Origin of the sequence: Undibacterium sp. Ji42W (genome assembly GCF_049340405.1) — a bacterium.
Taxonomy (GTDB): Bacteria; Pseudomonadota; Gammaproteobacteria; order Burkholderiales; family Burkholderiaceae_D; genus Undibacterium.
Map to the genome: position 1 here is coordinate 203,362 of NZ_JBMPOV010000006.1, position 19,935 is coordinate 223,296.

A 19,935-nucleotide genomic window follows, 5' to 3' on the forward strand; every position below is an offset into this window, starting at 1 on the left:
ACGGCAGTATGTGCAAGCTTAATGACGCAGAGTCTGGCGTCGGCAAGTACCTGCCTGCAAACTGTCATCAAATCTGGATCTTTGGTTGTCAGCAGCCCTTTCGGCTGGCGCTTCGATGCCAATCCTAATGGCCGTGGCAAATGGCAATTTCACTATGGTACAGATTTCTCAAAAATAGCATTGACTGATCCCATGGTGATATCGCCGGTAGCTGGTATCTATCATTCCTACCCTGCTACTCCAGGTTGCGGCAATATGGTGGTGATTACACAGCCAGACGGTTTTGCAGCTAAATTTTGTCACCTGAGAAATTTTGAGCCTGATGCCAATGGCAAGGCAAGGCTGAATGGCTCTTCCATCAACATCGGCGACAAATTGGGGGTGCCCTCGAATACCGGCATCTTGCCTGCTCCCGAGCATATCCATCTGGAAGTGATTACCAAGGGCGATGCAAAGACGACCAATGCGTGGCGTATACCTCCTCCATTTTGCGGTGGCGTTTCATTTAGTTATCAGCATGCCGTCGATAAGCCAGAGAGAAAACCACCATTAAGCCTGGTGCGTCCTCCTGGTGTGGTCGATAAGGATGTCTATGATGGACTAACTCCCCATTTCGATAAAGAATTTTACGACAAATATATGGCACAGAATGCCACTACGGGCACGATACCCAGTTCATCCGTTGCGGTTGCCAATCCGGTCGCGGTTGTAGATGCTGGCAAAATTGCCAAGTCTGGTGAGAATGCTTCACAACAACCACCGTTGCCTGCGCCTGTGCTTGCTGAGGAAATGTCATTTTCTGAAATGATAGTCGGTGAAGCGAAAAAACGTTTTGGTTCAGAGCAATGGTATTCTGAACTCTCACTCAAGGGTGAACTGCCTTTGTACTATGAGCTTGCCGTCATGACCGCTTACCAGATTTATATGCAATACCAAAAACAGGAAGTGGCTGAAAATATAGTGCAATTGTCGGCTACCAGGACCGCATTGCTCAATGAAGTCGCTATCCAGATAAAAACCAAGAAATTGCGTGAACCTGCATTGCGCAGTATTTCACCTTAGCGCCAGATACTTTTTGTGAAGCCAGTATCAATGAATTTGAACTCGTATCCTCATCAGCCAGAGCAAAGAAAAAACTGCGCATATCAGGTGGCAGTCCTGTCTTTGTTGCTTGGCATGGCGCTGCCTGTTTGCCTTCAGGCCCGGCAAGTCAATGATCTGACACAGATGGATAGCCAGGGTGCGAGAGCCGGTACTGAACAGAAAAAACCAGAGAGTGGTTTAGGTAGCATGCCAAAATTACGCGCCGAGGACAGCAAAAAGTATCAGGCTGCCGTCGCCAGTATGAAGGGTAAGAATGGCGATGAGATACTGAAGGCCATGCAGGCGGCGAATGCCGAAAAACTGGCGAAAATGCCTCCTGAAAGACGTAAGCAGATTGAGGGTTATCAAAAAAAATACCAGTCCGAACTGAAAGCTGGTGACGCTAACCCTCAATACAACTCGCTCGATACGACGATGCAGAAACTGCAAATGCACTTGCTGGGACTGGATCGTGGTGATGGTAGACAAATGACTGTGCAGCAAAAAACATATTTCAAGCACAGGGAAGCGCAGATACTGCAAAAATACTTTGATCCGGCTCGTCTCGAAAAAAGCCGGCGCATGCAGGCTGAGTCAGCAGCCTACCTCAAAGCCAATCTGGACAGGCAGGCAGACTACGCCAAGAATTTTGAGTCAGCCGGACTCAAGACTGATCAGACCAGAGCAGCGCCATTGCCGGATGTCTTGAGGTCAAACTGGCTGGTGCGCAAGATGGCGACACAAGACCCGGCAGCAATGATGCCGAAGGCTTCTACTTTGCCAGAGGCAAATGCAGTCTTGGCCAAAGCACAGATGGATGACTTGTCGTTGCAACTGAGGTCAAACAAGAGCATGACAGTATCCCAGCGCTATGGTCCGAACGCCCACATCATCAGCGAGGCAGAGGGCAAGAGCAAGTTGCAAGAACTGGCACGCAATGGAAATGCAGTTGTGCCGGTTGCTCCTGTTTTGGCTACACCTTTGCCTGGCCTCAATGCACTAGATAAAAACAAAGCGCAGCCAGAAGAACCGGTGCGCAAAGCCTCACCCATCCCCGGCCTTTAATACTTCGCCCCCATGGGCGGCGCAAGTGCATCTATTTCCCTCGCAAGTCACTTTCCTGCTTACAACTGAGCAGCGATTTTTGCAGACTGCTGCCCGCCGACCCAGCGTGCAGTGCATTTTGCTACCCGCCCGGCCCGCTTTGACTTTCAATTTATGAAGGCATATGATAGCTTTTTAGAAAATCGGCAGTTTTGACTGCAAACCAGGCAGTTGATCACTGTTATAAGAAAGCTTTCATAGAAAATGACAAAACACGACATCGTCGAGCGTATTTACAGTAAATATCAAGGTGATTTGACCAGAAATGTAGTAAAAGACATCGTTAGCTTCGTTTTTGACGAGATAGTTCGCGAAATGGTAGAAGACGGCGAAGCCAAAATCAGCCGTTTTGGTACCTTCAAGGTGGCAGAAAGAAATGCCAAACAAGCCAGAAACCCGCGCACAGGTGAGCCTGTCATGATAGAAGACCGCAAGGTTCCCAAATTTAAGCCCAGCCGTTATCTGCAGAACAGAGTCAATAATTTGCCCGTGGAAGACATGAAGGAAGACGACGATTGAGCCAGGAACAGGTCTGGTGACACTCGCTGGCTGTACAAAACGGTTGCTGCGGCATCCGTTTTTTTTCGTCTTTCATACTGGAACCCGGCAAAATAGCATTGCCATAAAAAGCGGTCGTAGTCCGTCATTCAAGTGATGTTTCCACGTTCTTAATTCTCAAAACGTTTTTTACTTTTATTCGTATATTTATTTGTAAAATAAAAAGCATGGACGTATAATTATTGCCATCAAGTCTGTCATGAGTGCTTTTACTTTCCATGCTTCCGGCAATAAAAATCAAGTGAACCATGCATGGTGCGGACTTTCTGGATTTATAGGCAAGTCAGAGCGATGTTTATTTTTGTTTATTTGCGATGTGCACAGTAGTCTGGATTATTTTTGAAATTCTGATAATAATCTGCATGCAGCACTATCAATCAAAGCCATGCTGTAACGCGTTCTGGTCGCTTCAAGACATGCGTTCCATGCAAATCGGGTAAGACATGAAATTCTCGAAACGAAGATTTACAGGATTTTTGATGGCAATCGCCTTACAAACACAATTGGGATCCAGCGCAATGGCAAATGAAGAAGAATTGAAATTTACGACACACGATATTGATATCAAGGTGTTCAGTGCCAGTGATGTGTATATCGTCTATGCAGGCTCACCGCACAGACTCAGCTTTGGCAAGACATTCAGGGCAAAGACGCCAGAAGACGTCAGTCGTTTCAGGTGGGGTACCTCGGGTAGTTACCATGCCTTTTCAGGCCCGGTAGAAATGGAATGGCGCTCTCAGGATGGTACGCCGTTCAAATATTCACTTGATCTTGATGAGATATTCAAAGACAGAAAAATACTGCATACAGAAGAATTGTCCAAACTGTATAAATCCGAGCCTGTGTATGGTGGCAAACCAAACATCATCATTGAAGTGAACGACCGTACCGTGAATGTATATATGTTCGTGACGATGCGCCTGGAAAAAGATGAGCAGACGCGTGAGCACCGTGATCATCTGACACTGGCCTTTTCCAAGACCTTTTGACCTTGATTTCCTATGACCGATAAATCTGACGGCGTTGATGTTAAACAGGCTACTCCTGAGCAACTGGCCACCTATACCAAGGCAGAGGCACAGATCAATGCCTTCGAGGTTCCGCAACTCTATGATGCCAAGAACCCGGATGCACGCGTATTCGTCGCCTTGTTTGACGGTACAGGAAACGATGCCATCAAAGATCCAAAGCACATCACTAATGTGGGGCTGTTGAAAGAGCAGGTCGAAAACGCCAGGATGGACAACCCCAACATCGCCTTTTACTATAAGGAAGGGCCGGGTACTCAGGGTGGGCTGAAGGGAGTGATAGATGGCGCGACAGGCGGCACTTACCAGGAGCGCCTGGAAGAGATGTATCAAAAATTTGATGTACAGTCTGCCGCCTGGTTGCAAGAAAATCCCCATGCCAGGATCAGCGTAATCTCTGTCGGTTTTAGCCGTGGTGCCGAACAGGCAGCAGGTTTTACCCGCATGGTGGATGAAAGAGGTGTTCAGAATCCGGATGCCAGAAAAGTGGAAAATTATCCACTGGCACTGGGCCTGAAAGAGGACAAGGTCACATTCACCGCGCCACCCTTGCAGGAACCCGGCAAGCAGGCCCAGGCCCTGGCCATGTATGACCCGGTTGCGACTGGCGCGCCGGAGCACAAGGACAGGCGGCCAGCCGATTCCGTCATCAGCGGTTTGCAAATCAAGGCGGGTGACGAGCACCGCTCCCTGTTCCCGGCTGATAACATCATTCCCCAGGGCTTGTCGGCTGACAAGCGCTTCCTGGGCGTGACGACTGCTGGCTGCCATAGTGACATTGGTGGCGGTTATGAACTCAATGGCCTGTCCACGCGCAACTTTAATCTGATGAGTGGCTTTCTGAATGCCAGCCTGGGCTCTACATTGATTGCGAAGCGCGAAGTGCCGGTAGAGCCAGAGAAGAGCGTTATCCATGATTCTACTCAACACAAATTCTTTTACCGCAGGGTAGAGGAGCGCGGGATCACGGCTAAACAAGACCCGGATGGCAAACCGGTTGAAGCTGTGGACAAGAAACTGGCTGAACAGTTCAGTGGCACTATTAAACCTATTACTGCCACCAGACCCGGCGCTGATTTGAATGTCATGATGAGTGCCGATGATAGTCCGTCGAATCGCCTGTTATCGCGTACACCTGAAGTCGCCAAGTCCATACAACCAAAATTGTAGATGGATTTAAAAAAACTGCAAAAATACCCGTGGGCAGAATTTTAGTCTAAGATTATCCTTTGCTGATTGAGCCTGGAGCATGTCAGGCTGACGATAACTATCAAGGATGACGATGAATAAGCTGCCCGCAGCCGTTGCTGCTTCCCTGCAAACCTGGCATGACATGATTGCCAGTAAAGACCTGAGTGCCTTGCCGTCCATCGTTCATGCCGATGCAGTCTTTCGTTCTCCTATGGCGTATCAGCCTTATGCCAGTGCGCAGGCGGTGGTATTGATACTGGGCACCGTCGTCAAGGTATTTGAAAATTTCACTTACCACCGCGAATTGTCTTCTGATGATGGCTTGAACATCGTGCTGGAATTCAGTGCCAGCGTCGGCGACAAGCAACTCAAGGGCATAGACATGATACGCTTTGATGCTGATGGCAAGATCGTTGACTTTGAAGTCATGGTCAGGCCCATGAGTGGCTTGCAAGCGCTGGGTCAGGAAATGGGCGCGAGGCTGGCGCAATATCTGCCAGCGTATAAGGCAGGCAAATAAACTATTTGCACACTACTTGCGCGCCTGGCTTTTCAAAAAGCGCATGAAGCCGCCCAGCAGGGGCAGCTTTTCATACAATTCTTCTGCCGCATCCCAATAATCACGGTGAAAGCTCACCCGGCCATCTTCCGCAAAACGTATATGCGTGGTACCCCGTATGCATTGCGGTGCTGCATTGAAGTTTTTCATCGAAAATAAAAAATCCCAGACCAGAAAAGCGGTGTCACCTTGTAACACCGTAGAAGTAACGCGAAAGCGCGGCTCATGAACTTGCACAAACATGTGCTGGAAAACCTGGTTGATGGCTGGCAGGCCGCGCAGCTCATTGAAGGGGTCTTTGAAATAGGCATCTTCAGTATAGACACCAGACAAGTCCTGGCAGGCCGCCAGTGTGATGGATTCAAAGAAGCTGACGAGCTTATCCAGGCTGGCCTGATGCGCTGCCTGGACTGGTACATGAGTAGTAGACATTTATAAACCTGTTACTTTATGAACCAGATAAAAATAACTGCGATAAGGCAGCAGTCGCGCCAGCCTTAACCAGTTCGTAAAACGTCTTGGGAAGTGAATATGAAAGTCTCCTTTTTGCATACCTTTGACGATGGCAACTGCCGCTTCCGGCGCACTGATCAATGCGGGCATCTTGAAGTCATTTCCTTCAGTCATCGGGGTTTCTACAAAACCGGGATTAATCATATATACCGCTATATTTTTGGGACGCACATCCAGGTACAGGGATTCGCACAAATTGATGATGGCAGCCTTGGTCGGCCCATACACCAGCGCCTTGGGCAAACCCGAGAGGCCCGCAACTGAACCGACGATACCTATGCCGCCACTTCCCTGCTGCAGTATGTCTGGCAAGATCACGTCCAGGCATTGATAGACACCGCGCAAATTAATGTCTATCAGCCGGTTGACTGCGGCCATATCAAAACTGTCCGCCCGCATTTCATTGTAGCTACCAGCAACAATGAGTACCAGATCTATGCTGCCCCATTTTTGCATCAAACCTGCATGACAAGACATGATGCTGGCATGATCGCAGATATCCACCGCCATGGCTTCGGCCATTGGGTAGTCAGCTGCAATTTTTTCCAGCTGCGCCAGTTTGCGGGCTGACAGGGCTACCCTGGCACCCAGCGTGAGCAACAGCCTGGCAGTTTCTTCACCTATGCCACTGGACGCACCAATGATCCAGATGCGTTTGCCACGCCAGTCGTGGATGACGGGATTCATGGCGAGGTGTTACTACGTTTGGTGAAGGAGAGTGTCACGCTGCCAAGTTCAACGCCGAATTTGCGCATGATGGCGCGGTTGAGCATCACCTTGTCGTCCATCAGCACCATGGTGTCGTCAAAATCGACGTTATAAACACTGCCGTCGACAGGTAATGCCAATACATAATTCCAGTGCAGGGTATTGCCTGATACCTGTCCCCTGGCTTCGCCTATCACGTCAGCAGCAGTGCCGGTAAATTGATCATCGCCCACTTTTTTCAAAGTCCAGATACGCTTTTGCTTGCTGCCATCGGAATAACTAAAGTCTTCATTGAGTGTGCCAATATCGCCTGACCACTGACAATCCATGATCACGGTAAAGCGTTTCACGATGGCACCTGACCTGTCCTGGAACATGCCCCAGGCATCAAGCTTGCCATTGAAATAGCTTTGCATGTCCAGCTTGGGGGTTTCATTGTGGTAGCGACCAGGGTCATATTGACTGGCACAGGATGTCAGCAACAGTATCAGGCTGCAGAAAAATAATCGGTAACTTTGCTTGAACATATGATTTCCTGATGTGAGTGTTTGGTGTGGCGTGCTGGTCTGGTAAAACTTTGCTGACATCTGCTCAGTTTGCGTTGGCTTTACTACCTAACAGCTTGGTGCGTAAACTCTGCGCTGTGGTTTTCTTGTCCAGCCATATCGCAAAGAAAGCCTGGGCAAATTCTGCATCGTGTATCTCGCCCAGCAATTTTCCATTCAGGTAAAACCTGGCTGCTTCATTTGGTATATAAATGCCTGTAATATGTGTGCCTTGTTTTACATCGGGAAAAATTTTTTTCATCTGCGCCAGCCAGCGCTCCCGTTTTTCTGCCGTACCCAGTTTGAGTTTTTCAATCTCTTCTATGCTGGCATCGGCGATCTTGCCACCATATAAATTACGGGCATAGGCCAGATCCAGCGCAAACTTTTGCTGCTTGTCGCTATCCGGCTTGTAGCCTTCAGCTGAAGACCACAAGCTCGCATCATAAATATGCAAGCCAAACCAGCGAAAACTACCGCTGCCTTGCAAACTGGCTTGCGGGATTTCTTCGCTGATATGTGCTGGTGGCGTGCCTGCTGGTTTATCCTCGGCATGCACAGTCATCGAAGTCACTGCAAGCAGCAGCGACAAGCATGATGGCAGACACAGCGCACGCATGGAGAATGAGGAAATCATTTTTTTCTCAAGGTGAATTGCGTTACATTGATACTCTCAGCACGGAAACCGGCTTCGCAATACGCCAGATAAAATTCCCAGGTACGCAAGAATTCATCATCAAAACCCTGGGTCTTTACCTGCGCCAGTTTCTCCATGAAAGCATGGCGCCAATGCAGCAGCGTACGTGCATAGTCGAGCCCAAAGTTATAGGTATCCAGTACTTCCATACCATATGCTTCAGCCATGGCATGGAATTTTTCTATGGATGGCAACATACCGCCAGGGAAGATGTATTGTTGTATAAAGTCGGTACCCTTGCGGTAACGATCGAACAGCTCATCTGCAATGACGATGCTTTGCACGCAGGCACGGCCACCCTGTTTCAGATTGCGTTGCAAGCATTCAAAATAACCAGGCCAATACGCTTCACCAACCGCCTCAAACATTTCTATGGAGGCGATGGCGTCATAACTACCGTTTGCATCACGATAATCTTCTATCCTCAAATCGCTTTTTGCATGCAGACCAGCATTGTGCAGACGTGCATGGGCATATTGTAATTGTTCGGTAGAGAGCGTCAGTCCAGTGACGTGAGCGCCAGCATCGCGTATCGACATCTCGGCAAATCCACCCCAGCCACACCCTATTTCCAGCACCTTGGCATTTTCTGGTAAGGCCAGCTGGTGCAAGATGCGACGGTATTTTGCTTGCTGCGCTTCTTCCAGCGATTGTTCTTGTTCACCCGAGTAAATCGCGCTGGAGTAAGTCATCGATGGGTCCAGCCACAGTTTGTAGAATTCGTTGCCTATATCGTAGTGGGCATGGATATTTTTTTTGCTGCCTGTGCGCGAATTGCGGTTCAGCACATGCTTGAGTCTGTAGATAAGATTGCCCCACCAACTTCCATAAATCACGCTTTCCAGTTGCTGGCGATTGTGTGAAATGAGTTCTATCAAACCAGTCAGGCTGCTGGTAGTCCAGTGGCCAGCGATATAACTTTCGGCAAAGCCGATATCACCAGACTTGAGCACAGCGCGATATAACTCCCAGTTTTTCAAATGGAGGCTGACATGTTGCCAGCCTTCATAGGCATGTCCAAAGCTGGCAGTTTGCCCATCAGGGAATTGTATCGTCAGGCAACCATGTTCAAGTCTGTTCAGCAGGCTCAACACAAACCTGGCTTGCGCCGGAAAGTGTTTGCTATTCAATGGCGCGTTTTGTGCGGCATGCTTATCAGCATCTGCAGAGGTGCTGGCTTCACGATTGGCAAAAGTAGGATGTAGGCTGCTCATCTGCTTAACTCTTCAGTAGGAGGAATAGGTTTGGAAATAAAAGGCACTCGCTTGATCCACAGGCGCAGTGCTTGCAAATGGATGCGCAGTACGACTCCGATAGTCATGAAGGGATAGCGCAACATGACCCGGGCTATGTGCATATTGCTCATTGTCTGTTCACGGCCAGAAACACTGGTCAGCAGTAGCGGACCTTCGGCGTCGGCATAGTCAATCCGGGCAAGGTGTTTTTTGTGCAGAGATTCTTGTCCGAGAATATCCTGTTGTGCCTGCATGAAGCGAAAACGGTAACTGCCTTCTACTTTGCAAAATGGCGAGACGTGGAATATTTTCTTGGCCTGCAATTCTTCGCCATTGGCCAGCTGGCCGCCTTTTTCCAACAGGTATAAATGCTTTTCACCGAAGGTATTGCGTACTTCGCATACCACGGCGCGCAGGCTGCCATCCTGGCGATGACAAAACCAGAAAGACACCGGATTAAATACATAGCCAAACACACGGGGGAAACACTGCAGCCAAATCTCGCCGTCAGCATCAGTGATGCCCTCGCTTTGCAGCAAGGCATCTATCCATTGCACCAGCGGCTGGCTTGCATCGCCATGATCACGTTCATAGAATGCCAGGGCATTGAAGCGGTTCACAGAAAATAGGGCAGGCGTGTTCATGCGCTTGATGTCACGCACCGGAACCCGGATAAAAAACACGCCATAGCGAAAAGCATTTTTTGCCGGACGCAAGCGCTTGTGCATCACTTCGCCGGTGCATAAAATAACAGTTGATGTGGAAGCGGGTTCATGCATTTTCAGGCCGCACGTATCACGCGTTCGTAGGCAGCTTCTGCGCGGGCGAGTATGCATTCCGCTACACGCAAGCCAGATTTCAATCCGTCTTCATGGAAACCATACCCTGTCCAGGCACCAGCAAACCAGATGTTTCTCCTGCCCTGGATATTGACTAGCTGGTTTTGTGCATTGATGGCCATTGCATCAAATACCGGGTGAGAATAATCAAAGCGATCGATGCTGCTGGCTGCTGCAGGCTCTACAATTGGATTCAGTGTGACGATCACGGGTGTCTTGAAAGGCAGTGGCTGTAATTGATTGATCAGGTAATGGACGCAGACGCGTGGCTCACTGCTACTTTCACTTTGATAATTCCAGGCCGACCAGGCTTTTTTATTTTGCGGCAGCACACTGGCATCGGTATGCAGCACGGCACGATTGGACTGGTACTTGACAGACGATAGAATCTGACGCTCTGCCAGATCAGCATCGGCCAGCAACTTCAGGCTTTGATCACTATGGCTGGCGAACACGACATGCTCAAACACCTGGATGCCGTGTTCAGTCTGGACAGCAATTGCACCCGGCGCTTTTTCGCGCACGCTTAATACCGGGGTTTTTAAATGCGTGTGTGCAATCCGTGGCAAGATTTTTTCTACATACTGCCTCGCGCCCCCTTTTACGGTTTGCCATTGCGGTCTGTCATTCACTTGCAGCAATCCGTGGTTGTGGCAAAAATTGACGAATGATGACAGCGGAAAAGCCATCATGGTTTCGGTAGGGCAGGACCAGATACAGGCTGCCATTGGCAATAAGTACCAGGCGCGGAATTCTTTACTATAGTTGTGCTGGTTGAGAAAGTTGCCCAGCGGCTGTCGGAAGTCTGGATGATCTTGTGTCGTTGCCAGCGCAGTCGTTTGTTTATTGAAACGCAGGATATCGCGCAACATACGTATAAAAGCGGGGCTTAGCAGATTGCTGCGCTGGGAAAATACGGTGTCCAGATTGGCACCTGCCCATTCTAGTATGCGTGTGCCGTTCTTCCCTACTGGCATCTTGACCGAGAAAGACATATCCGTCGCGACGGTCGCAATGTCCAGCTCCTGAAACAAACGCACCAGATTTGGATAAGTCTTATGGTTAAACACCAGGAAGCCAGTATCCACGCCATAAGTTTTGCCTTCAAGGCTGATATCAACGGTATGGGTATGCCCGCCAAAATAGTCATTGGCTTCAAACAGGCTGATTTCATGTCCTGCTTTAGAAAGCTCGTATGCGCAAGACAGGCCGGAGATGCCGGAACCGATGACAGCGATTTTCATAATCTGATTATGCTAAAGAATTATGGTTAAAAATACATTTGTTGTAAAAATGGTACGTAAGTGCGGCTTGAATGTTGAGCTTCGCCTGTATCAACTATCTATTCATACGCAAAACCTGCACTTTTGGATTCAGGCTTGCGTCAGACTGATACTCAACTCATTTCATAGCGCAAACATCACAAATTCGCTGGTAAACAAAATATTGTGGGTTAGAATATGACTATGAATTTCATTTTGTGACTGGTCAGTCACAAAATATACTACAAAGTTTTTATTTGTGCAGAAAAAATAATGGAAATCCGTATTCCCTTTAAAAAACAACAGTTTGATGCGCGGGAAGAAGCCATCATCGATGCCGTCAATCGCCTTTTGTCAGAAAAAGGCTATGACTTGATGACCATGGATGATGTCGCTGATGCGGTGGGCATAGCCAAAGGCAGCCTGTACAAGCATTTTTCTTCCAAGGAAAAGTTGGCAGGGGCAGCCATGACGCGGCTCTTGAAGGCAACGCAGAAAGAACTGGATACATTAGCCGCAGATATGCAGGCGATAGACAAGATCAGGCATATCCTGGCCTGGTCTTTGCGGTTGCGCCTGCAAGGTGGGGTGCCACATCTGCCGTCAACCAGCCTGGCCTTGCAGCGCAGCCTGATGTTGAATCTCGATTATGTGATCGTGGCCTTGCGCGTGAACAAGCGTTTTTATGCCCTGGTAGCGCAAGCACGGGAGCAGGGCGCTTTGACGCCACTGGTGCCCGATGATGTACTTGTCTACACCCTGTATTCACGCGCCTGTGATCCGACCATGGAGTTTTTATTGCGCGACAAGCGCCTGACGCATGAGCAAATCGTGGATGCCATGGTGCATGCGACCATAGGCGGTTTTTTGTCGAATGAGGCGAGAAAAACTTAACGCGTTGAAGTTGACTTGTTGTTGTCGGCTGCCAGGCGCAGGGCTTCTTGCAAGATGCTGATATCACCGATGTGATTAGCCAGCAGCAAGATCAAGCGTGCATTCAACGCGGCGCTGGCTTCATCGCTGAGGTCTCGATGGGTGTCTATCAGTAGTTGATAAAAGTCATCGCCCGCACTGTAATCACGTTGCGCCGATTTGTCAGGGTAATGGAAATTTGCTTGCAGGTTCAAAGGCATCATGTCACTCCTGATGAATTGCCGCTGGCAGTTTGTACTGCCTGGCGTACCTGGTTAAGTTCAAACTGCTGCCAGCGAGCAGCCAGGTGCTGATCTGGCCTGAGCAAGTGATAGCTGCCCTTGCCTGCACCATAACGTTGGTGCAGCAGACCCTTTATATCAGTCAGGACCAGGAAACCCTCAAGTGAACTTTCCTGTTTGCTGATGATGATCGTGGCTACTGGAATTGCCTCCTGTTCCAAAGCCTTGATCGCGGCCAGATAGGCATCAGAAATATCGGATACAGCATCGCAAAAATACAGACCATGAAAAACTGGTCGCAAATAATCGATCAGGAAACCGGATTTATTTTTATCAGTGACTGGCCCATCTTCAAACGGTGCCCCCGTTTGTAGAGTTGTATCAAATCCTTCGCTGTCCTCTGTATTCAAATTCGATTCCGACAAGATTGTGGGTACAGACAATCTTCCGGAATTGACCAGTTTGCGCGCAAATGCATGTTCCTGTGCCATACTTAATACGGCATTGCGAAAGCATTTGCTGACAGCATTTTTGGGCGTGATGAAATCAGTAGAACGTGTCGAATTCAGTAAATTTTCATCGGCTGCAAAGACACGTTCATCCGAATAAGTGGCGAGCAGGCTGTCTGGTGCCTTGCCATCAACGACCAGCTTCAATTTCCACACCAGATTATCTGCATCCTGCATGCCGGAATTTGCACCGCGTGCACCAAAGGGGGAAACCTGATGTGCAGCATCGCCAGCAAACAGCACACGGCCATGGCTGAATTTTTCCATGCGTCTGCACTGGAAGGTATACACGCTAACCCATTCGAGTTCAAATTCCCTGTCATCACCGAGCATTGCCTTGATGCGTGGGATCACGTTTTCGGGTTTGCGTTCTTCCACCGGGTCGGCATCCCAGCCCAACTGAAAGTCTATGCGCCAGACGTTGTCGGCTTCGCGGTGCAGCAGCACTGATTGATTGGGGTGAAAAGGAGGATCAAACCAGAACCAGCGCTCTGCCGGAAAGTCAGCTTTCATGACGACATCGGCAATCAAAAATCTATCCATGAAAACCTTGCCTTCTACTTCCAGTCCCAGCATCTGGCGCAAGGGGCTGCGCGCGCCATCGCAGGCGATCAACCAGTCTGCTTGCAGGCTGTAATCACCTTCCGGGGTAGCTATCTGCAAGGTAGAAAATTCTTCATCTTTCTTGATCGCAGTGACACGGCTTTTCCAGCGCAACTCGACTCCAAGTTCCATCGCCCGCTGCACCAGAAAATCTTCCAGATAATATTGCTGCAAATTCACCATGCCAGGGTGTTTGTGATCAGGCGCAGGCAAGAGATTAAAATTAAATACTTCATCCTTGCGAAAGAAAGTACGCCCTACATTCCACTCCACACCCTTGTCACGCACTGCCGCTGCTACGCCCAGCCTGTCGAGTATTTCCAGCGTCCGCTTGGCATAGCACAAGCCGCGTGAACCTACTGACACCGTATCATCATCATCCAGCACCAGCACATCCAGCCCCTGCAATTGGCAATCTATCGCTGCCGCCAGCCCCACAGGGCCAGCGCCGACGATAATAACTTTGCGACGTGTGATTTCCTTGGTCTGCAACTCCGCTGGAGTCACGAAAGAAAATTTTTGATATTGATAAGTGCTAAGCAAAATGCGACTCCTGCGGCGCGATTAGAGCGAAAGCAAAAGGCACAGAGTTATATGATTAGTTATAACAACAAAAGAATTTCTCTTGTTTTTCTCTGCGGTGTAGCAGGGAATTCGAGCGGCATGCCGCTCGCCTGCGTAACGAAGACTTCCTGCAAGCAGTCTTTCCTCCCTATGTGCCTACCTGTTGAGAGGTCTGGGCCTTACCCTTCTAAACTCTTCCACATCTCCACGTCCCGTTCCGCCGTCCACACCCGTGGATCAACATGTCCCGACGCTTCATCAAAAGCACGCGTCACATCAAACGGCAGGCAATGGTCGAATATTACCCAATGGCCATACTTGGGCTTCAACGCAGTGTAAGTATTTTTGTAGATGGTATTGAGGTCATGCTGCTGTTGCTGCCCCGCTTTGACGCTGGCAAACAAGTCGCTGATGAAAGAACGGGTTTCACTGAGTCCAGCAGCCACCAGTTCTGGCGTGGTCAGGGCAGCACCGCGCCCTGGCACCAGTTTTTCGGCTTTCATCGCTTCCAGATTGGAGAGGGTTTGTGGCCAGTCTGAATAATAGGCATCTCCCGCATACGGTGTCGCGCCAAATTCAACCAGATCACCGGAGAACAAGACTTTTTCCTGTGGCAGCCAGACGATGGTGTCGCCCTTGGTATGGCCACGGCCCACCTGCATGAGCTTTACTTCCAGCTTGCCCAGCCAGATCGACATTTCACCCTTGAAGGTAATCGTCGGCCAGGTCAGGCCGGGTACGCTTTCAACATTACGGAACAGTCGCGGGAAGCGGCCTATTTCGCTCTTCATGTCAGCGTCGCCACGTTCGACGATCAAGTCATAGGTGTCGCGGCTGGCGATGATGTGCTCCAGCCCTTCGGCGACATAGCCGCTGGCGCCGAGTACACGCACCGCATGGTAATGCGACATCACGACATATTTAATCGGCTTGTCAGTGACTTCACGGATACGGCGCACCACATCTTGCGCCATGATGGGCGTCGCCTGGGTATCGATCACCATGACGGCATCATCACCGATGATGATGCCGGTATTCGGGTCACCCTCCGCCGTATAGGCATAAGCATGTTCGGATAATTGCTGGAAGCTGACTTTCTTTTCTTCCAGGTCAGCGTGGGAGGCAAATTGCTTGGTGCTCATGGGGTAACCTCTGAGATGTTTGTTGTGCTGAATTGTTGTGCTCAGTTGTTTTGCTTCATAGTGAGCAGATGACAGACGCTAAGAATAATCATTAATTCGTTATTTGTAAATGCATTTGTTAATAGTAAAATAGATGGGAATGAAAGAAGGAGCTGGCATGCCAGAAAAAAACAAGGAAAGGCGCGGTATAGGCGCGATAGAAGTTGGCGGCCTGATCCTGAATGCCCTGGTCAGCTCTGGCCGTGCCATGTCCCTGGGTGACCTGGCGCGTGAGAGTGGCATGCCTGCTTCGAAGGCACATGCCTATCTGGTCAGCTTTGGTAAACTGGGTCTGGTCGAGCAGGATGCTGCCACCGGCGCTTACCAGCTCGGCCCCTTTGCCTTGCAAATGGGACTGGTCAGCCTGCAGCAAATGTCACCCGTCAAACTGGCAATACCTGAAGTCACCCGCCTCGCAGCCATTACGGATCACACCGTGGCGCTGGCGGTGTGGGGCAGCCATGGTCCCACCGTAGTGTATATCGCTGAGTCCAGCCGCCCCATCCATGTGAATATGCATGCGGGTTCGCTCATGTCCATGCTGGGCACGGCGACGGGATTGGTATTTTCTGCCTTCTTGCCACAAGCACTGGTCGACAAAGTGATTGCCAGGGAGCTCAAGGATGAACTGGTGATAGGGCAAGCGGGTGTGCAGATGACTGCCTCTGATATCGCCAGCATACTGGCAGAAGTAAGAGAGAAGGGCTTGGCAAGGGCACAGGGCCTGCCCATACCGGGCATCAATGCCCTCAGTTCGCCGGTCTTCAATCATGCCCAGGCATTGAGTCTGGTGATCACCGCTACTGGGCCCAAGGGCAGTTTTGATACGGACTGGAATGGCGAACTGGCAGGAGCTTTGCGCGCCAGTGCCAGTGCCTTATCGCATCAGTTGGGTTATGCGCCCAAGTCCGTAACCAATACTTAGAACAAGAATTACTGCGCTGCCAGCGCTTTCTCTACGTCGGCGACCAGCTTCTTGTCATCGGGTGTGGTCACACTGGAGTAGGCCGCGACGACATTGCCTTTGCGGTCTATCAGGTACTTATAAAAATTCCATTTCGGTGTCGTGCCCGTTGCCTTGATCAACTGCGCATACATGGGATTGACATCCTTGCCCATGACAGAAGATTTGCTGAACATAGGGAATTTCACACCATAGGTATTGAAGCAAAAGTCAGCAATTTGCTTGTCATTGCCGGGTTCTTGCTTGCCAAAATCATTGGAGGGAAAGCCCAGCACCACCAAACCCTTGTCGTTATATTTGGCAGACATGGCTTCCAGACCTTCATACTGCTTGGTAAAACCGCAATAACTGGCAGTGTTCACAATCAGCGCAACCTTGCCCTTGTACTGGCAAAGGTCTTGTGGCGCTTCATCTTGCAGACGCTTGAATTTATGGTTCAGCACCGCCGGGCAGGCATCACTGGTATCCGCCCACGCTCCCAGTGAGCAAGTAATCAAACCCAGAAAAACAGCAACTTGAATTGGTGTGCGTCGCAACATGGCTAACTCCTGTAGAAGAGAATGTCATCTTAGCGCAGTCTTGAGCAAATATGTAGATCGAAGACTAATGTTTGAGAATACCCATGGGCTGCTCAAATAGCGTAATAAAGATACAGGATACTGAAACAGTATCATATGTATATCGAATTTCCCTGTGCAACTCTGTGCCGCTCGTTTGCGTAACGAAGGTATCTTGCAAGATAGCTTTCTTTCCTCTGAGTTGAGATTTTATTTTTTAACAATGGATGTCGGCATATGCCAAAAACATATATAAAACATCGAAACACTTCGTTTTAATTTATATAGGACCGTTTTATCCTGTACTCCTCATAAAAATTATTATTTACCCGGACTTAGAGATGACGATCAAAAAGATAATCTTCGCAACGACAATCGTAGCAAGCCTCGCTACCGTATTGTCATCTGTCGCAGTAGCAGCAGATGTCAGCTTGCTTAATGTTTCCTATGACCCAACCCGTGAGTTATATCAGGAAGTCAACCAGGCTTTCGCCAAACAATGGAAAACCAAAACCGGTGACAATGTCACCATCAAACAATCGCATGGTGGTTCTGGCAAGCAGGCGCGTGCTGTTATCGATGGCTTGGATGCTGACGTAGTGACACTGGCGCTGGCTTATGACACTGATGCGCTGGCAGAAAAAGGCTTGCTCGACAAAGCCTGGCAAAAACGTCTCCCTCACAATGCTTCACCTTATTCTTCTACCATTGTGTTTTTGGTGCGTAAGGGTAATCCCAAGGGTATCAAGGACTGGGCTGACATTGTCAAGCCAGGTGTTTCAGTGATCACACCTAATCCAAAAACTTCTGGCGGCGCACGCTGGAACCATCTGGCTGCCTGGGGCTATGCTTTGAAATTGCCGGGCGGTAGCGAAGCTACGGCAAAAGAGTTTTTGGCCAAGTTGTATAAAAATGTACCGGTACTTGATTCCGGCGCGCGCGGTGCAACCACTACTTTTGTTGAGCGTGGCATAGGCGATGTCTTGCTAGCCTGGGAAAACGAAGCTCTGCTGGCCATCAAGGAACTGGGCCCGGACAAGGTTGAAATCGTTGCCCCATCGACCAGTATCCTGGCTGAGCCTTCTGTCGCCGTGGTTGACAAAGTAGCCGACCGCCGTGGCACCCGCAAAGTGGCCGAAGCCTACCTGAACTATTTGTATACTGATGAGGGCCAGGACATCATCGCTAAAAACTACTACCGTCCGACGACTGAAAAAGCCTCGAAAAAATATGCAGCACAATTCCCTAAAGTGAAACTGTTCACCATCGACGACACTTTCGGTGGCTGGACCAAGGCACAAAAAGAGCATTTTGCTGATGGTGGCATTTTCGATCAAATCTACCAGCCAAATAAAAAATAAATTTCCTGATCCAGGAAAACAGGAGGCAAGAAAATGCGCATCTTACTGCTATCGGGAAGTCCTTCTTCTCCCTCACGTTCAGCCCGTTTGTTGAATCATGTGGGTATCAAGCTCAACGAACAAGGGCAGCGTACCAGTAGTCTGCATGTCAGGGACTTGCCTGCTCAGGCTTTAATGCATGCCGACTTTTCTGATCCGGAATTGTCCGCAGCTAAAAGCTTGCTGGCGAAGGCCGATGCCATCGTCATTGCAACGCCCATCTACAAAGCGGCTTATAGCGGTTTGTTGAAAAGTTTTTTGGATATCCTGCCGCAAGATGGTTTAAGCGGCAAGCTGGTCTTGCCGCTGGCAACTGGCGGCAGCCAGTCACACATGTTGGCACTTGATTATGGTCTGCGACCCGTGTTGGCATCTTTGTCGGCACGCCATGTCCTGCCCAGTATTTATGCGACAGATGCGCAAGTCACCTGGTCAGATCTGCATGGCCTGCAACTTGATGCAGCGATACAAAACCGCGTAGAAGATGGTGTACAACTCTTGCTCGATAGCCTGAGTATTTTGCGTCCACCGGTGCATGCAGAGGCAGAAGTGGTTTTACCATGTTGACCCTGGCAAAACAGTCCCGATAGCATTACTGCGCAAGGACGTGCTCTAACATCATTTACTAAAAACCTTTCTTTCATGCTGGCACCCCGGCAGGGGGAAGTCTTGTCCAAAATATGAAAGCAGAACATGAGTCGCAAAATTCAAATCACCAGCAAGCAAAAACGTCTTACCCTGAGCCGCCTGTCGGCGTTGACAGCGACCGCTTTGAGCGTGGTCTTGCCCAAGGCATTTGCCCAGAACAAGATAGTTGGCAGTCTGCGCATCGGTTATCAGAAGTATGGAACACTGACGGTGCTCAAGGGGACAGGGGCGCTGGATAAACGTCTGGCTGCATTGGGCGTGGATGTCAAATGGACAGAGTTCCCCGCTGGTCCGCAATTGCTGGAAGGTTTGAATGTAGGCAGCATCGATTTTGGTACGACAGGTGAAGCACCGCCGATTTTTGCCCAAGCTGCAGGTGCAGATTTGCTGTATGTCGGTAATGAGCCACCAGCTCCCGGTGGTGAAGCTGTCATCGTACCCAAGAATTCTCCTTTGAAATCAGCAGCAGACCTCAAGGGTAAAAAGATAGTCTTGAACAAGGGTTCGAATGTGCATTACCTGCTGGTCAAGGTACTCGAAAAAGCAGGTCTGAATTACAAGGATGTCGAAGTCATCTTCTTGCCGCCTGCGGATGCTCGTGCAGCATTCGAGCGTGGCAGCGTTGATGCCTGGGCGATCTGGGACCCTTTCTTGGCCGCGGCTGAAAAACAACTGGGTGCAAGAATACTGGTGGATGGTAAAGGCGCGGTCAGCAACCATCAGTTTTACCTGGCAGCACGGCCTTATGCGCAAAAAAGCCCAGAAGTCTTGCGCATCGTTCTGGAAGAGTTGGCCAGGGTCGATGAGTGGAGTGCAAAAAACCAGAAAGAAGTTGCCAGCATACTGGCCACGCAAACCGGGCTGGAAACCAGCATCGTGGAATTGTCGACTTCCCGTTTTGGTTTTGGCGTCAAACCACTGACCGAACAAGTCATCAAGGAACAGCAAAGCATCGCCGACACCTTTACTGACTTGAAGCTGATACCCAGGCGCATCAATATCCGCGATGCCGTATTTGCGGTCAAGGGCTGAG

General features: G+C 49.7%; 22 protein-coding genes. 11 read left to right on the forward strand and 11 right to left on the reverse strand.

Features of this window, described 5'->3' with window-relative positions; translation table 11 throughout:
* The first annotated feature begins 21 nt into the window (after positions 1–21).
* The 6 genes from ACO0LG_RS14935 (at position 22) to ACO0LG_RS14960 (ending at position 5,484) form a co-directional block, all read left to right on the forward strand.
* A complete protein-coding gene (locus ACO0LG_RS14935; protein WP_423027652.1) occupies positions 22–1,062 on the forward strand; it encodes a M23 family metallopeptidase in 1,041 nt (346 codons plus the stop codon).
* A gap of 87 nt (positions 1,063–1,149) precedes the next feature.
* A complete protein-coding gene (locus ACO0LG_RS14940) occupies positions 1,150–2,148 on the forward strand; it encodes a hypothetical protein (RefSeq protein ID WP_423027654.1) in 999 nt (332 codons plus the stop codon).
* Between the two features lie 243 nt (positions 2,149–2,391).
* Entirely contained in the window at positions 2,392–2,706 is a 315-nt protein-coding gene (locus ACO0LG_RS14945) for an HU family DNA-binding protein (RefSeq protein ID WP_423027656.1), read from the forward strand.
* 518 nt (positions 2,707–3,224) lie between these two features.
* On the forward strand, positions 3,225–3,734 hold the full coding sequence (locus ACO0LG_RS14950) for a hypothetical protein (RefSeq protein WP_423027658.1): 510 nt from the start codon (positions 3,225–3,227) through the stop codon (positions 3,732–3,734).
* 12 nt (positions 3,735–3,746) lie between these two features.
* Positions 3,747–4,943, forward strand: a complete 1,197-nt coding sequence (locus tag ACO0LG_RS14955; protein WP_423027660.1) for a phospholipase effector Tle1 domain-containing protein — start codon at positions 3,747–3,749, stop codon at positions 4,941–4,943.
* A 112-nt stretch (positions 4,944–5,055) separates the two neighbouring features.
* A complete protein-coding gene (locus ACO0LG_RS14960; protein ID WP_423027662.1) occupies positions 5,056–5,484 on the forward strand; it encodes a nuclear transport factor 2 family protein in 429 nt (142 codons plus the stop codon).
* 12 nt (positions 5,485–5,496) lie between these two features.
* Here the strand turns inward: ACO0LG_RS14960 and ACO0LG_RS14965 are convergent, their stop codons facing one another.
* The 7 genes from ACO0LG_RS14965 to ACO0LG_RS14995 all read right to left on the reverse strand — a co-directional run bounded on the left by ACO0LG_RS14965 (position 5,497) and on the right by ACO0LG_RS14995 (position 11,304).
* Positions 5,497–5,955 carry a nuclear transport factor 2 family protein gene (locus ACO0LG_RS14965; protein ID WP_423027664.1) on the reverse strand — a complete coding sequence of 153 codons (459 nt, stop codon included), beginning with the start codon at positions 5,953–5,955 and terminating at the stop codon, positions 5,497–5,499.
* Positions 5,956–6,723, reverse strand: a complete 768-nt coding sequence (locus ACO0LG_RS14970; RefSeq protein WP_423027666.1) for an SDR family NAD(P)-dependent oxidoreductase — start codon at positions 6,721–6,723, stop codon at positions 5,956–5,958.
* Entirely contained in the window at positions 6,720–7,271 is a 552-nt protein-coding gene (locus tag ACO0LG_RS14975; protein WP_423027668.1) for a DUF3833 domain-containing protein, read from the reverse strand. The genes ACO0LG_RS14970 and ACO0LG_RS14975 overlap by 4 nt, the downstream gene beginning before the upstream one ends.
* A 64-nt stretch (positions 7,272–7,335) precedes the next feature.
* Positions 7,336–7,926, reverse strand: coding sequence for a chalcone isomerase family protein (locus tag ACO0LG_RS14980; protein ID WP_423027670.1), 591 nt, complete (start codon positions 7,924–7,926; stop codon positions 7,336–7,338).
* Positions 7,923–9,200: a class I SAM-dependent methyltransferase gene (locus ACO0LG_RS14985; protein WP_423027672.1), complete on the reverse strand. Its 1,278-nt coding sequence runs from the start codon at positions 9,198–9,200 to the stop codon at positions 7,923–7,925. Before ACO0LG_RS14985 ends, ACO0LG_RS14980 begins: the two co-directional genes overlap by 4 nt.
* Positions 9,197–10,000: a DUF1365 domain-containing protein gene (locus ACO0LG_RS14990; RefSeq protein ID WP_423027674.1), complete on the reverse strand. Its 804-nt coding sequence runs from the start codon at positions 9,998–10,000 to the stop codon at positions 9,197–9,199. The genes ACO0LG_RS14985 and ACO0LG_RS14990 overlap by 4 nt, the downstream gene beginning before the upstream one ends.
* A 2-nt stretch (positions 10,001–10,002) precedes the next feature.
* Positions 10,003–11,304 (reverse strand): NAD(P)/FAD-dependent oxidoreductase, encoded by a 1,302-nt coding sequence (locus ACO0LG_RS14995; protein ID WP_423027676.1) that lies wholly within the window; start codon positions 11,302–11,304, stop codon positions 10,003–10,005.
* Between the two features lie 291 nt (positions 11,305–11,595).
* On the opposite strand from ACO0LG_RS14995, the gene ACO0LG_RS15000 reads away from it, so the two are divergent.
* A complete protein-coding gene (locus tag ACO0LG_RS15000; RefSeq protein WP_423027678.1) occupies positions 11,596–12,216 on the forward strand; it encodes a TetR/AcrR family transcriptional regulator in 621 nt (206 codons plus the stop codon).
* On the opposite strand, the gene ACO0LG_RS15005 is transcribed toward ACO0LG_RS15000, so the two are convergent.
* From ACO0LG_RS15005 to ACO0LG_RS15015, 3 genes are all read right to left on the reverse strand, one after another.
* Complete coding sequence (locus ACO0LG_RS15005; protein WP_423027680.1) at positions 12,213–12,455, reverse strand: DUF2783 domain-containing protein; 243 nt, start codon at positions 12,453–12,455, stop codon at positions 12,213–12,215. The two genes, ACO0LG_RS15000 and ACO0LG_RS15005, sit on opposite strands and share 4 nt — an antisense overlap.
* On the reverse strand, positions 12,455–14,131 hold the full coding sequence (locus ACO0LG_RS15010) for an FAD-dependent oxidoreductase (protein WP_423027682.1): 1,677 nt from the start codon (positions 14,129–14,131) through the stop codon (positions 12,455–12,457). The genes ACO0LG_RS15005 and ACO0LG_RS15010 overlap by 1 nt, the downstream gene beginning before the upstream one ends.
* 200 nt (positions 14,132–14,331) lie before the next feature.
* Positions 14,332–15,294, reverse strand: coding sequence for an MBL fold metallo-hydrolase (locus ACO0LG_RS15015; protein WP_423027684.1), 963 nt, complete (start codon positions 15,292–15,294; stop codon positions 14,332–14,334).
* A 157-nt stretch (positions 15,295–15,451) separates the two neighbouring features.
* Between ACO0LG_RS15015 and ACO0LG_RS15020 the strand changes: the two genes are divergently transcribed.
* Complete coding sequence (locus ACO0LG_RS15020) at positions 15,452–16,258, forward strand: IclR family transcriptional regulator (protein ID WP_423027686.1); 807 nt, start codon at positions 15,452–15,454, stop codon at positions 16,256–16,258.
* 8 nt (positions 16,259–16,266) lie between these two features.
* Here the strand turns inward: ACO0LG_RS15020 and ACO0LG_RS15025 are convergent, their stop codons facing one another.
* Positions 16,267–16,836 (reverse strand): glutathione peroxidase, encoded by a 570-nt coding sequence (locus tag ACO0LG_RS15025; RefSeq protein ID WP_423027688.1) that lies wholly within the window; start codon positions 16,834–16,836, stop codon positions 16,267–16,269.
* Positions 16,837–17,195: 359 nt separating this feature from the next.
* Between ACO0LG_RS15025 and ACO0LG_RS15030 the strand changes: the two genes are divergently transcribed.
* The 3 genes from ACO0LG_RS15030 (at position 17,196) to ACO0LG_RS15040 (ending at position 19,934) form a co-directional block, all read left to right on the forward strand.
* Positions 17,196–18,215 (forward strand): sulfate ABC transporter substrate-binding protein, encoded by a 1,020-nt coding sequence (locus ACO0LG_RS15030; protein WP_423027690.1) that lies wholly within the window; start codon positions 17,196–17,198, stop codon positions 18,213–18,215.
* 33 nt (positions 18,216–18,248) lie between these two features.
* Positions 18,249–18,821 carry an NADPH-dependent FMN reductase gene (ssuE, locus tag ACO0LG_RS15035; RefSeq protein ID WP_423027692.1) on the forward strand — a complete coding sequence of 191 codons (573 nt, stop codon included), beginning with the start codon at positions 18,249–18,251 and terminating at the stop codon, positions 18,819–18,821.
* Between the two features lie 126 nt (positions 18,822–18,947).
* Entirely contained in the window at positions 18,948–19,934 is a 987-nt protein-coding gene (locus tag ACO0LG_RS15040; RefSeq protein WP_423027694.1) for a sulfonate ABC transporter substrate-binding protein, read from the forward strand.
* The last annotated feature ends 1 nt before the right edge of the window (position 19,935 follow it).